General features: G+C 63.9%; 10 protein-coding genes. 1 reads left to right on the top strand and 9 read right to left on the bottom strand.

Going from position 1 to position 12,858, the window contains the following annotated elements; all coding sequences use genetic code 11:
- From gltS to DRF71_RS26690, 5 genes are all read right to left on the bottom strand, one after another.
- Positions 1-1,206: a sodium/glutamate symporter gene (gene gltS / locus DRF71_RS26710; protein WP_112313461.1), complete on the bottom strand. Its 1,206-nt coding sequence runs from the start codon at positions 1,204-1,206 to the stop codon at positions 1-3.
- Positions 1,207-1,293: 87 nt separating this feature from the next.
- Positions 1,294-2,058: an enoyl-ACP reductase FabI gene (gene fabI / locus DRF71_RS26705; RefSeq protein WP_112313460.1), complete on the bottom strand. Its 765-nt coding sequence runs from the start codon at positions 2,056-2,058 to the stop codon at positions 1,294-1,296.
- On the bottom strand, positions 2,055-3,224 hold the full coding sequence (locus tag DRF71_RS26700) for an acetate/propionate family kinase (protein ID WP_112313459.1): 1,170 nt from the start codon (positions 3,222-3,224) through the stop codon (positions 2,055-2,057). Before DRF71_RS26700 ends, fabI begins: the two co-directional genes overlap by 4 nt.
- Positions 3,221-4,615 (bottom strand): bifunctional enoyl-CoA hydratase/phosphate acetyltransferase, encoded by a 1,395-nt coding sequence (locus DRF71_RS26695; RefSeq protein WP_112313458.1) that lies wholly within the window; start codon positions 4,613-4,615, stop codon positions 3,221-3,223. Before DRF71_RS26695 ends, DRF71_RS26700 begins: the two co-directional genes overlap by 4 nt.
- Positions 4,616-4,619: 4 nt before the next feature.
- The gene (locus DRF71_RS26690) at positions 4,620-6,377 is read right to left on the bottom strand and encodes a PHA/PHB synthase family protein (protein ID WP_112313457.1); all 1,758 of its coding nucleotides are present in this window, start codon (positions 6,375-6,377) and stop codon (positions 4,620-4,622) included.
- A gap of 131 nt (positions 6,378-6,508) precedes the next feature.
- Here DRF71_RS26690 and DRF71_RS26685 point away from each other — a divergent pair, with 131 nt between their 5' ends.
- Positions 6,509-6,808: a hypothetical protein gene (locus DRF71_RS26685; protein ID WP_112313456.1), complete on the top strand. Its 300-nt coding sequence runs from the start codon at positions 6,509-6,511 to the stop codon at positions 6,806-6,808.
- 11 nt (positions 6,809-6,819) lie between these two features.
- Here DRF71_RS26685 and DRF71_RS26680 read toward each other — a convergent pair whose 3' ends face one another.
- Genes DRF71_RS26680 through DRF71_RS26665 form a run of 4 tightly spaced genes read right to left on the bottom strand, consistent with a single transcriptional unit; the run spans position 6,820 to position 12,840 of the window.
- On the bottom strand, positions 6,820-7,896 hold the full coding sequence (locus DRF71_RS26680; RefSeq protein ID WP_112313455.1) for an alpha/beta hydrolase: 1,077 nt from the start codon (positions 7,894-7,896) through the stop codon (positions 6,820-6,822).
- A gap of 6 nt (positions 7,897-7,902) precedes the next feature.
- Positions 7,903-9,015, bottom strand: coding sequence for an ABC transporter permease (locus DRF71_RS26675; RefSeq protein WP_112313454.1), 1,113 nt, complete (start codon positions 9,013-9,015; stop codon positions 7,903-7,905).
- Positions 9,016-9,022: 7 nt separating this feature from the next.
- Positions 9,023-11,776, bottom strand: coding sequence for a ribosome-associated ATPase/putative transporter RbbA (gene rbbA / locus DRF71_RS26670; protein ID WP_112313453.1), 2,754 nt, complete (start codon positions 11,774-11,776; stop codon positions 9,023-9,025).
- Positions 11,773-12,840: an HlyD family secretion protein gene (locus tag DRF71_RS26665; protein ID WP_112313452.1), complete on the bottom strand. Its 1,068-nt coding sequence runs from the start codon at positions 12,838-12,840 to the stop codon at positions 11,773-11,775. Before DRF71_RS26665 ends, rbbA begins: the two co-directional genes overlap by 4 nt.
- Positions 12,841-12,858: the final 18 nt, after the last annotated feature.

Raw genomic sequence — 12,858 nt, 5'->3', positions numbered from 1 at the left:
CTAGCCAACCAGCGCCGAGATGATCAGCGCATTGACGATATCGATGAAAAAGCCGCAGACCAGCGGCACGATGACAAAGGCGCGGTGCGCCGCGCCATGTTGTTGCGCCACGGCGGTCATATTGGCAATTGCCGTGGCGGTTGAGCCCAGCGTGATGCCGCCAAACCCGGCCGAGATCACTGCCGCCTCATAATCGCGCCCCATTGCCGGGAAGACGACCCAGATCGTGAACCCGACCGTCAGCAGGACCTGCACCACCAGCGCCACGGTGATGAACAGCAACACGCCGCTCAGCTCCCAGATCTGCAACCCCATCAGCGCCATGATCAGGAAAAGCCCCAGCGAGAGATCCGAGATCAGCGCCAGGGCATCATCCACCCCCGGCCAGACCCGGCGCACCAGCCGCCTAGGCGCCAGCGGCAAGAGGTTGCGCAGAATGATCCCGGCAACAAGGCAGCTGACAAAGGCCGGCAGCGTTACGCCTGCGGCCGCGATTGCCTCATGCAGCGCCAGCCCGAGCAGCACCGTGACATTCAGCGCCAAAATCGCCCAGAGGATACAGAAGTAGTCCATCCTGACCGCGCGCCCCTCATTCGGAACGCCGATATCCAGATCGCGCCTGCCCTCGGCCTTCAGCCCGCCCCGCCGGATCAGCAGCGCCGCAATCGGCCCGCCGATCACACAGGCCGCGATCAGCCCGACGGTATTGGCGGCAACGCCCAGCTCCAGCGCGTTGCTGATGCCAAGCCGTTCGGCGAAGATCGGCGCCCAGGCCAGCGTCGTCCCCACCCCGCCAGTCAGCGAGACCGAGCCGACCATCAGCCCGGCCTGCGGCGCCATCCCGAAAAGCCCGGCCAGCCCCATGCCCGCGAAGTTCTGCAAGAGGATGAATCCGGTGGCGAGGACCAGCAGGATCACCAGCGGCCTGCCCCCGGCAAGCAAGGTGCGTATATCGGATTTCAGCCCGATCCCGGCAAAGAAAACCAGCAGCAGAAAATCGCGGATTCCGACCTCGAACGCGACGCGCAGATCGAAGACCGCCCAAAGGCCCCCCGTCACTGCAATGCAGAGAAACCCGCCCGCCACCGGTTCCGGGATGGAATAGCGGCGCAAGAGATCAAGGTTCAGCGTCAGTATCTTGCCAAGGATCAGCAGAACCACGGCGAGATTGAACGAAAGGAAGGGATGAACCGAAAGGAAGGTCACGCGGCAGGGCCTGTCAGGGAATTGTCAACTCATGTTGATCTGGCTTTGCCCCGGATCTCCGCCCCGGTCAAGGGCGCGGCCTTGCCGTCAGGCGGTGGTGTGGAACCCGTTATCGGCATAGACGACCGAGCCGCTCATCGGGGCGGCGGCCTCGCTGGCAAGGAAGGCCGCCAGCGCGCCGATCTCTTCGATGCTCACCAGCCGACCCGAGGGCGTGCGGGCGCGGACCTCATCCATCAGCGCATCGAACCGCCCGATCCCCGAGGCCGCCCGGGTCTTCACCGGCCCTGTGGACAGCGAAAATGCCCGGATGCCTTCGCCCGCGAGATCGGCGGCGGTATAGCGGACCGAAGCCTCCAGCGCCGCCTTGACCGGCCCCATGAGGTTGTAATTCTCGACCACCCGATCCGCGCCGTAAAAGCTGACGGTGATCAGCGCGCCGCCGCCCTGCATCAGGGGCCGCGCCAGCCGCGCCATGCGCAGGAAGGAATGGCAGGAGACATCCATCGCCAGCGCAAACCCCTCGGCCGACGCATTGACCACGCTGGTCTGCAGATCCTCCTTCGGCGCGAAGGCAATGGCATGGAGCAGGAAATCGAGCCGCCCCCATTCGGCGGTGATACGGTCAAACACCGCTTCCAGCTGGCCCGGCTCGCGCACATCGCAAGAGAGCAGCAAGTCTGCGCCCACCTCTTCGGCCACCGGCGCCACCCAGGGCCGCGCCTTTTCATTCAGACAGGTCAGCGCCAGCTCTGCCCCTGCCGCGCGAAAAGCCCGGGCGCAGCCGGCGGCAATGCTCGCCTCATTCGCCACACCGACCACGAGGCCGCGTTTGCCCGTCAGATCAATCATGTCTCTGTTCCCTCGCTTGCTGCCTCGCGGGCGATGATGCTTTCCTCATCGGTCGGAATGACGAGGAGTTTCACGCGGCTGGTTGCCTTGCTGATCCGGCGCAGACCCGCCGCATTGGCCTTTGGGTCAAGATCTGCCCCCACCCATGCCAGACGCGCGGCCACGCGGGCGCGGATGTCGGGCTGGTGTTCACCGATCCCTGCGGTGAAGACGATGGCATCGATGCCGCCCATGCTGGCGGCCAGCCGCGCCACCTCGCCCGCGATGCGCAGGCAGAAAAGGTCAATCGCCTCGGCAGCCTCGGGGCGGGGGCTGGCCATCAGCTCGCGACTGTCAGCCTCAAAGCCGGAGACGCCAAGCAGCCCGCTTTCGCGGTAAAGCATGGTCTCGACCTGTTTCAGGCTTTGCCCCATCTCGCCCATCAGATGCAGGATGACACCAGGGTCCAGCGCGCCTGAACGCGTTGCCATCGGGATTCCGTCCAGCGTCGAAAACCCCATCGAGCTGTCGATGCTCTCGCCGCCCCGGATCGCGCAAAGGCTGGCACCGCTGCCCAGATGGGCGGCGATCACCCTCGCATCCGGGTCCAGATCGCCCAGTTGCCCGGCGATATAGCGGTAAGACAACCCGTGAAAACCGTAGCGCTTGACCCCCTGGTCATAAAGCGCGCGCGGGATGGCAAAGCGGCGCATCAGGGGCGGGTTGGTCGCGTGAAATGCCGTGTCGAAAGAGGCGGTCTGCGGCACATCCGGGTAAAGCGCCCGCATCGCGCGGATCAGCGCGAGGCTCTGCGGCTGATGCAAGGGCGCCAGCCGCGCCAGCGCGTCGATCTGGGCGATCACCTGATCGGTGATCCGCGCCGGGCCTTTGAAAACATCCCCGCCATGCACCACCCGATGCCCGATCACCGCGAGGCGCGAGAGGTCGAACTGCCCGGAAAGCCAGGCGAAAGCCTGGTTCAGAACCGCCGTCAGATCGCCCGGATCGGCACTGATCGGACCGGAGAGCGTCTCATCCTCCCGCTTCAGACGCACCGCGAAAGGCGCATCGCGGAAATCGATCACGCCAGAGGCCAGCGGGCGCGGCCCGGCGATCTCCAGCGCGTAAAAGCCCAGTTTGATGGTCGAAGAGCCGGCATTGAAGGTCAGGATCAGATCGCGGGTCATGCATTCGCCTCCGCCTTGCGGATCGCGACCAGTTTCGCCAGCGCGGCCGAGGCGATACGGGCCGACAAAGGATCGGCGCGGCTGGTCAGCACGATAGGCACCCGCGCGCCCAGCACCAGCCCCGCCGCCGTCGCCCCTGCGAAATAGATCAGCTGTTTGGCGAGCATATTCCCGGCCTCAAGATCCGGCACCACCAGGATATCGGCCTCGCCCGCCACCTGAGAGGTGATGCCCTTGGTCGCCGCCGCCTCGGGGCTGATCGCATTGTCAAAGGCCAGCGGCCCGTCGACCAGCGCGCCGGTGATCTGGCCGCGCGCCGCCATCACCGTCAGCGCGGCGGCATCCAGCGTGGCGGGCATCATCGGGTTCACCGTCTCGACCGCCGCCAGCACCGCGACTTTCGGCTGATCACGCCCCAGGAGCCGCATCAGATCGACAGCATTCTGGCAGATGTCGCGCTTATCCTCGAGCGTCGGCGCGATATTGATCGCGGCATCGGTGACGATCACGGGCTTGCCATAGGCCGGCACATCCATCGCATAGACATGGCTGATCCGTCGTTCCGTGCGCAGACCCCCGGTTTTCGAGACCACGGCGGCCAGCAGCTCATCCGAATGCAGACTGCCCTTGACCAGCACCTGGACCTCACCCTTCGCGGCAAGTTCCACCGCCCGCGCCGCCGCCGCATGGCTGTGTTCAACCTCTTCGATCCGGAAACCGTCGAGCGAGACCCCGGCCTCCTCTGCCGCCGCGCGGATCTTTGCGCCGGGGCCGATCAGGATCGGATCCAGAAGGCCCTCATCCCTGACCTCAACCGCGCCAAGGATCGCGGATTTCGAACAGGGATGCACCACCGCCGCGCTGACCGGCGGCAGGGCCCGGGCCTCTTCGACAAAGCCCTGCCAGCGTCCTTTCGGCAGGATCACCGCCTCGGGAAGGTTCCCGGGCACCCAGGTCAGTTGTTCAAGCGGCGCAAGCACCAGGGCCTCACCCGAAAGCACCACCTCGCCCAGCTGATTGCGGGCGGTGGTGGTCAGACGGACACGGTTTTTGCCCTCGATCAGTTCAGCCACTTCGACCTCGGCAGCTATGGTATCGCCGGGGGACACCGGCTTTTGAAAGCGGATCTGCTGGTCAAGATAGATCGTCCCCGGCCCCGGCAGGCGGGTGCCAAGCACCCCCGAGATCAGCGCAGCCGTCCACATGCCATGGATCACCACATGGCCAAAAGGCCCATGCGCGGCGAAACCGGGATCAAGATGGGCGGGGTTCGCATCACCCGAAACGGCTGCGAACAGCGCAATATCCTCGGGGCCGACATGGCGACTGAGACTGGCACGGTCGCCGATCTTCATCTGGTGGAACAGATGGTTGGTGAGGCTATGGCTCATTATGTCACCTTTGAAAAACATACGTGCCGGGCGCATCATCCAGCGCCTCACCCGTGGCGGGCGGCGCTGCGGGCGCGGAGGAATGTGCGGCAAGCCAGGCCTGCCAGGGGGTCCACCAGGACCCCTCGGTGGGTGTATTGGCGTCAGTCCAGACCTCGGGCGGCAAAAGCGCATCGCCATGCGCGCGGGTCGCCAGCCGATAGCGACGGCGCGGATGGCCAGGCGGAGAGACGATCCCCGCATTGTGCCCGCCAGAGGTCAGCGCGAAAGTCACATCGCAATCGGTGAACTGGTGGATTTTGTAGACCGATTTCCACGGCGCGACGTGATCGCGCTCGGTCCCGACGGCAAAGACCGGCACCCGGATGTTTTGCAACAGAACCGGCTTGCCCCCGGCCGTGAAGCGGCCCGAAGATAGCTCGTTTTCCAGATAAAGCCTGTGCAGATATTCGGCATGCATCCGATAGGGCATCCGGGTGCTGTCGGCGTTCCAGGCCATGAGGTCATTCATCGCCGTCCGCTCGCCCATCAGGTACTCATGCACCATCCGGGACCAGACGAGGTCATTCGAGCGTAAAAGCTGAAATGCCCCGGCCATCTGATCGGCGGACAGATAGCCACGATTCCACATCATGCTTTCGAGGAAATGCAGCTGGCTCGGGTCGATGAACAGCGCAAGTTCGCCCGGTTCGGTGAAATCCACCTGCGCCGCGAGCAGCGTCAGCGACGCGAGGCGTGCATCCCCCTGCCCCGCCATCGCGGCTGCCGCAACCGACAGCAAAGTTCCGCCAAGACAATAGCCGGTGGCATGAATTTTCTGATCAGGAACCAGGCGGGTGATCTCATCAAGTGCTGCCATCACGCCTTGTTGCCGGTAATCCTCCAGCGTCAGATCGCGGTCTTCAGCGCCCGGATTACGCCAGGAAATCACAAAAACCGTATGACCCTGCGCCACCAGCCAGCGGATCAGCGAGTTTTCCGGGCTGAGGTCGAGGATATAATATTTCATGATCCAGGCCGGCACGATCAGCACCGGCTCGGGATGCACGGTTTCGGTCACAGGCGCATACTGGATCAACTCGATCAGATGGTTGCGGAAGATCACCTTGCCCAGCGTCACCGCCACATTCCGGCCGGGCGTGAAGCCATCGGCGCCTTCGGGGGGCTGCTGGGTGATCTGGCGGCGGGCATCTTCCAGCCAGTTCTGCCAGCCCTTCACAAGGTTCATGCCACCCGTGGCCCAGGTCCGCGCCAGCACCTCGGGGTTGGTGAAAGGATTGTTCGAGGGCGAGACCACATCAAGCATCTGTTTCGCCGCAAAGGACACCACATCCTCGTGGTGTTTGGTGACGCCCGGCACCTCATGGGTCAGGTTATGCAACCACTGCTGCTGAAGCAAAAACGCCTGCGACATCCAGCTGAAGGGCGGCTTTGCCCAGGATTCACCTGCGAAACGGCGGTCGCCGGGCAATGGCGCAATGACCGGCGCGGCCTCGGGATCCATCGCGGAAGATATCAGATGGGCCAGCAGGCGCTGCCATTTACGCCCCGCCTTGACGCCCAGTTCCGCCTGCTTGCCGGGAGCCTGGGCCAGATGAAAGGCCCAGTCGGCATAAGCCATCATCAGTGAGCCGGGCGAAATTCCCCCGGTAAACTGGCCCGAAAGCGCCTCGCGGATACGGTCAAAGGCCTGGAAGGCCTCGATGCCGAGAGCTTCCTCCGACGAAGTGTCCTGGCGGTCTGATTTCGGGGGAAGTGCCATCTCGCGTCTCCAGTTTTGCCGGCAGAAACTAGCACAGGATTATCAACATATGTTGATCGAGATCAAAGAATGTAAAGCTTTTCCTTTGCACACTCATTGCGTGTAACACCCCGTGCAGGAGACCTGTCGCAATGCGCCGTCAAACCGCTGAAAAAACCGCCACCGGGTTGAACAGCGACCCGCTGAACCTGCCGCAGCAGATGCTTGAAACCGCCAGGAAAAGCGCGATCCTTGCGCCGCAAATCTGGCAGGAAGGCTGTTCGATCTTGGCCGGGGCCGCCGATGAACAGGCAAAGCTTCTGCATCTGCTGGCAAGCGCGGAATCCCCGGTCGCGGCCTCGGCGATTGTGACGGATTACTGGCAAAACAGCGCGCAGCGCGGCTTTGAGGCGATGACGCGGTTGATGACGCTCGCGCCGAAATCGGCCTGACCGGCACCCCGTCACTCGGCCAGTGCTCCCCCTATACTATTGAGCGCGCCGCCGACCTGATTGAAGACAAAGGCCCCGGCCTGTCTGATTTCACCGAATAACGTCACATCGGCTGCGGTTCCGGCCTCGCCGGAAATCAGGCCGACATAGCGGCTATGGGCGGGATCACGGGTCTCGACTTCGGTGATATCGATAATGCGAATGCCGCTCTCAACGGCGAGGCGCTGGATCGCCGGATCATGCACATCGGCAAGGCCAAGCCGCATCCGCCGTGCCGCCAGCCGGGAGGAGATCTTCAGCGCCGGATCATCCGATGCGACCAGAACCGTGATCGGATGCCGCATCTTTCCAACGCTCGCCATCTGGGCACGGAACAGGTCGATATCGATATCCGGCGCGGCGAGGATCAGCTCGATCCGATCCAGCACATCGCCCCGCCCGGCAAGGCGCAGCTGCACCAGTGTCTCCATTGTCAGCCGCGCGCCCATGCTATGGGCCAGCACCGGCACCGGCTTTGACACGGGCCGGTCCTTTGTCAGAAGCCGCAGCAGATCAGCCAGCGCCGCGCGCGAGAAATCAGACGCATCACGATCAGCCAGATAGGCACCCGCATTGCCCGCCGAGGGCCAGGTGAAAAGGATCGGTTCCTCTTCCATATGTGCATCGACCGAAAGCTGCGCAGTGCGGAACAGGGCCTCGTGAAAGCGGGTGTTGAAGCCGTGGATATAAAGCCCAACCCCTTCGCGCGGCAGGCGCTTTGCGAAACCCTCGCGGCTGAGCAGTGTCTGGCTGCGCACCACAAAATTCCGGGCGGCGCTGCTGCTGCGATCCGGCCATTCGATCTGCCCCGGCTGATGCCCCGGCGGCACTGAGACTTCATAGGACAGCCAGCCCGGGCTGGCGGCGCGGGTGGCACCATAGCTGCCGGGCGTCTGCGCCTCGGGCGCGCGGGTTGTCACGGCAAGAACCCTGACAATGCGGGCCCCCGCAGGAGGCTGTGAAGTGTCAGGGGTCAGAACCTCGGGCCCCGGACGGGAATTGCAGCCCGCAAGCGCCAAAGTCACGATCAGGAATATCCGGGGCAGCATCCGGCCTCACCTCAGGAATTTACGGAACCGGATCAGCGCCAGCCGGAAGAGCACCACCCCGATTGCCGCCAGTGCAAGGAACTGCGGCCAGACCACATCCAGCCCAGCACCACGAAACAGGATCCCTTGCGAGAGGATGATGAAATGCGTGTTCGGCGCGGCGAGCATGATGGTCTGGATGATCTCGGGCATGGATTCACGCGGCGTCATCGCGCCCGACAGCACCTGCAGCGGCAAGAGCGCCATCATGAGAAGAAGCGCGAATTGCGGCATCGACCCCGCAACGGTCGCAAGGAAAATACCAAGGCCGGTCATGGCGAAGACCATCAGCATCGCACCTGCCAGAAACAGCAGGACGGAGCCCTGTACCGGCACCGCCATCAGCCCCTGCACCACCATGACCAGCGAAAAGGCGGAGCCAAGCAGCACCACCAGCCCCATCGACCAGATCTTGGAAAACATGATCTCGGTCGCGGTGACGGGCATCACCAGCAGATGTTCGACCGTACCGTGCTCCTTCTCGCGGATCAGTGCCGCCCCGGTCAGCACCAGAGACAGCATGGTGATCGACTGGATCACGCTGGAAATCGCCCCGAACCATTTCGGATCAAGCGAGGGGTTATAGCGCGCGCGGAGCGCCAGATCGACCGGCAGCGCGGTCGCGGCCCGGTAGCCTGCGACATATTCCGACACCTCGGAGGATACGATCTGCTGGATATAACCGCCGCCCGTGAAGGCCTGGCTCATCCGGGTCGCGTCGATATTCAACTGGATCGCCGGGCTTTTCCCCGCCAGCACATCACGCGCGAAATCCGGCGGGATGTTCAGCGCGAAAGTGTCGAGGCCCTGATCCATCCGCTGATCCATCTCGGCTGTGGTGATCATCTGCGGTGCGACAAAATAAGGCGGGTAAAAGGCCGAGGTGATGCGTGAAGACAGATGCGACTGATCCTCGTCCACGATGGAAATCGCGGCATTTGTCAGCGCCTCGGGCGCGGCATTTGACGAGGTCCAGACCGAGAGCGAGAAGGAATAGACGATCAGCACCAGCATCACCGGATCGCGCCACAGCCCGCGCAATTCCTTGACGCCCAGATTGAAGGTGTTGCGCAGGTTCATCCGCCCCTCACTTCGCCTGTTTTTGCAGGAAGACCGCCGCCAGCCCGATGATCACCGGCACAGCTATCCCCATGGCCAGCATCGGCCCGGCCAGCTCTGCCAGTCCGAAGGCCTTGGAAAAGGATCCGCGCGCGGCGGTGATGAACCAGGTCGAGGGGTAGACCTCACCCAGCACCCGGCCAAAGCCCGAAAGCGACGAGACCGGGTCGATCAGGCCCGAATAGCTGACCGCCGGGATCAGCGTCAGCAGCGCGGTCGCAAAAAGCGCCGCCACCTGGCTTGCGATAAAGACGGACACCAGGAAGCCAAGCGCCGTGGTCGCGCAGACATAGATCAGCGCCGTAAGGGTGAAGCCGAAGAAGTTCCCGTTGAACGGCACCGCAAAGAAGGTGACCGCCATCGCCATCATCAGGAAGAAATTCAGCATGGCGAGCGCGATATAGGGCAGTTGCTTGCCGATCAGAAACTCCAGCCGCGTCACCGGGGTCACGTAGAAATTGATGATCGAGCCAAGTTCGCGTTCACGTGCCACTGAGAGCGTGGTCAGGATCGCCGGGATCATCAGCAGGAGGATCGGGATGATCGCCGGCACCATCGCGTTCAGGCTGCGCACATCGGGGTTGTAGCGGTAGCGGGTCACCAGTTCAAAGCTGCCGGTTGTGGCAGCATCGCCATAGATCTGGCGGGCCTGGCGCAGGATCCAGTCGGCATGCATGCCCTGCACATAGCCCTGCACCGTATTGGCCCGGGTGGGGTTGGCACCGTCAAACCAGGCACCGACCTGCACGTTGCGGCCCGCCGCGATGTCGGCAGCAAAGCCAGGCGGGATCTCGATCGCCAGCGCCACCTCGCCAGACCGCATCCTTGCGTCAATCTCGTCGTAACTCGAGAGCGGCGGCTGCTCGATGAAATAGCGCGAGCCCGCGATATCGGCGATATAGCTGCGGCTGGTGGTGGTCTGATCGCGGTCGAGTACCGCAAAGGTCAGATCCTCGACATCCATATTGATGCCCAGCCCGATCACGATCATCAGAAGAAGACTGCCAAGCAGCGCCATCGTCAGCCGGATCGGATCGCGCTGCAGCTGGAGGCTTTCGAGTTGCGAATAGCTGAGCAGACGCCGCAGACTGAAGGCGGATTGCGGCGCGGGGTGCGCCAGCCCGGCTGCCGGAGCCGGAGCCGCCAGGGCCTCGGGTGCAAGCGCAGGCGCGGGTGCCGTCTCGGCAATCGCCTCTTCAAGATAAGCGATGAAGGCGTCTTCCAGCGTGGCGCAGCCTTTGGTCCGGGTAATGCCTTCGGCGGTGTCAGAGACCAGCACCTTGCCCGCATGCATCAGGCTGATGCGGTCGCACCATTCAGCCTCATTCATGAAATGGGTCGAGACGAAAATCGTCACGCCATCCTTGCGCGACAGCTCTGCCAGAATGCGCCAGAAACCATTGCGCGCCACCGGGTCCACCCCCGAAGTCGGCTCGTCAAGGATCAGGATCTCGGGCGCATGGATCATCGCCACCGCGAGCGAGAGCCGCTGGCGGATGCCCAGAGGCAGCGCCTCGGGCAGGCTGTCGGTCACATCGGCCAGGTCAAAACGCGAGATCATCTCTTCAACCCGGGCGGGGATTTTCTCCGCCGCCATATCGAAAAGCCGCGCATGCAGCTCCAGGTTCTGGCGCACCGTCAGCTCGGCATAAAGCGAAAATGCCTGGGACATGAACCCGACCCGGCGGCGCACCGACAGATCGCTCGCATCCACCTCATGGCCGAAGAGTTTCGCCCGGCCCTCGCTCGGCTCCAAAAGCCCCGTGAGCATCTTCATCGTCGTCGTCTTGCCGCAGCCGTTCGAGCCGAGGAAGCCGAAAATCTCGCCCTTCGGGATGCGAAAGGACACATTGTCGACCGCGACGAAATCACCAAAGCGCTGCGTCAGCCCCTCGGCTTCGATGGCAATCTCGCTGTCATCACGGATGCGCGGCGGGATCACCACGGCGCTGTCTTCGCCCCGATCTTCCTCGGGCAAAAGCGCGATGAAGGCGGCGTCGAGGTTATCAGCCCCGGTCCGCGACAGCAGATCACCGGTGGTGCCACTCGCCAGCACCCGCCCCGCATTCATCGCCACCAGCCAGTCAAAGCGCGCAGCCTCCTCCATATAGGCGGTGGCAGTGATCACGCTCATCCCCGGCCGGGTCACGCGGATGCGGTCGATCAGATCCCAGAACTGGCGGCGCGACAGCGGATCGACGCCGGTGGTCGGCTCGTCGAGGATCAGGAAATCCGGATCATGGATCAGCGCGCAACACAGGCCCAGCTTCTGCTTCATCCCGCCCGAGAGTTTCGCAGCCGGACGCGAGCGGAAGGGCGTCATGCCGGTCGCGGCCAGCAGATCGGTGATCCGGCGCTCGCGTTCCGCCTTGTTGTGACCGAAAAGCGAGCCGAAGAAATCGAGGTTTTCTTCAACCGACAGCGTCGGATAGAGGTTCTTGCCCAGACCCTGCGGCATATAGGCGATGCGCGGGCAGACGCGGTTACGATGCGCCACATCGCGCATATCGCCGCCCAGCACCTCGACCGCGCCGTCCTGGATCACGCGGGCGCCCGCCAGCAGCGACAAGAGGCTCGACTTCCCAACCCCATCCGGCCCGATCAGCCCGACCATGCGGCCCGAGGGGATCTCAAGCGTCACATCCTCCAGCGCCGTGACCCTGCCATAGCGCAGCGTCAGGCCGGAGACCCCAGCAACTGCACCAGAAACGGGGCCGCTCATTTCACGACATTGGCCAAAAAGTCAGGCCAGGCGGCATTGGGGTCGAGCCGCAGATAGGCCATGCCCGGCAGGCCGGTTTTGACATATTCGATATGGCGCGACAGCAGCTCCGGGTCGATACGGGCGCGGACGCGGAACATCAGCTTTTCGCGCTCATCGGCGGTTTCGACCGTCTTCGGCGTGAACTGCGCCACATCGGCGACATAAGAGACCGTGGCCGGGATCACCAGCTCCTGCGCCGCATCCATCACCAGCCGCACCTCAGAGCCCACCTGCACCCGACCGACCTGCGAGGTCGGCAGGAAGACGGTCATATAGACATCGCCCAGATCGACGAGGCTGAGGATCCGCCCGCCAGAGCCGACGATCTCACCCTCCTGCGCGATGCGATACTGGATGCGGCCCGCGCGCGGCGCGGTCAGCGTCGCATCGTCCAAGGTGGCCTGGATCGCATCGATCGACGCTTTTCCCGCCTCAACGGCCGCACCCGCATCGACCACCTGGGCCTTTGCGGAGCTGATCCCGGCCAGCGCCGCCGCATGACTGGCCTCGGCAGAGGCCACCCCGGCCCGGGCCTGGGTGTCGCGGGCCCGGTCGTCATCAAGCACCTGCTGCGAAATCGCATTGGTCTTCACCAGATGTTCAGAGCGTTCAAGCCGCAAGGCTGCCGCCTCTGCCACCGAGCCGGCCTGATCGACCGCCGCCTGTGCCGCGCGCTCTTGTGCCTCAGCCTGGGCGACCAAAGCTTTTGCGGTTTCGACCCCGATTTCGGCACGGGCCAGCTGCGCCTCGGCCTGGCGTTTCTGCGCGTTCAGCTGCACCACATCCATCTGCACGAGCACATCGCCCGCGCTGACGAGATCACCCTCGGCGGCGGTGATTTTGGCGATCCGGCCGCCGGTCAGCGCCGCGATATCCACCTCGGTCGCCTCGATCCGGCCATTGGCACTGACAAATCCCGCAGGCAGCCCAGCGGGCTGCAGCCGGTCCCAGACCAGCCAGCCAAGCGCGGCGAGAACGGCGAGGCCGCCCAGAATGATGATGTTCCTGCTGGGCTTTGCCATGACCTGCCTCTGATGCTT

Origin of the sequence: Pseudogemmobacter bohemicus, assembly GCF_003290025.1 — a bacterium.
GTDB classification, from domain to species: domain Bacteria; phylum Pseudomonadota; class Alphaproteobacteria; order Rhodobacterales; family Rhodobacteraceae; genus Pseudogemmobacter; species Pseudogemmobacter bohemicus.
Note: the sequence above shows the minus strand (reverse complement) of the source record. Positions and strands in the feature narration are given on the sequence as shown.

Bases quoted from the DNA above. Each gene is read 5' to 3' on its own strand.
- fabI (WP_112313460.1), bottom strand. From the start codon at position 2,058: ATGATTGATCTGACGGGCAAACGCGGCCTCGTGGTCGGTGTGGCGAAT.
- DRF71_RS26700 (WP_112313459.1), bottom strand. From the start codon at position 3,224: ATGACCCGCGATCTGATCCTGACCTTCAATGCCGGCTCTTCGACCATC.
- DRF71_RS26695 (WP_112313458.1), bottom strand. From the start codon at position 4,615: ATGAGCCATAGCCTCACCAACCATCTGTTCCACCAGATGAAGATCGGC.
- DRF71_RS26690 (WP_112313457.1), bottom strand. From the start codon at position 6,377: ATGGCACTTCCCCCGAAATCAGACCGCCAGGACACTTCGTCGGAGGAA.
- DRF71_RS26685 (WP_112313456.1), top strand. From the start codon at position 6,509: ATGCGCCGTCAAACCGCTGAAAAAACCGCCACCGGGTTGAACAGCGAC.
- DRF71_RS26680 (WP_112313455.1), bottom strand. From the start codon at position 7,896: ATGCTGCCCCGGATATTCCTGATCGTGACTTTGGCGCTTGCGGGCTGC.
- DRF71_RS26675 (WP_112313454.1), bottom strand. From the start codon at position 9,015: ATGAACCTGCGCAACACCTTCAATCTGGGCGTCAAGGAATTGCGCGGG.
- rbbA (WP_112313453.1), bottom strand. From the start codon at position 11,776: ATGAGCGGCCCCGTTTCTGGTGCAGTTGCTGGGGTCTCCGGCCTGACG.
- DRF71_RS26665 (WP_112313452.1), bottom strand. From the start codon at position 12,840: ATGGCAAAGCCCAGCAGGAACATCATCATTCTGGGCGGCCTCGCCGTT.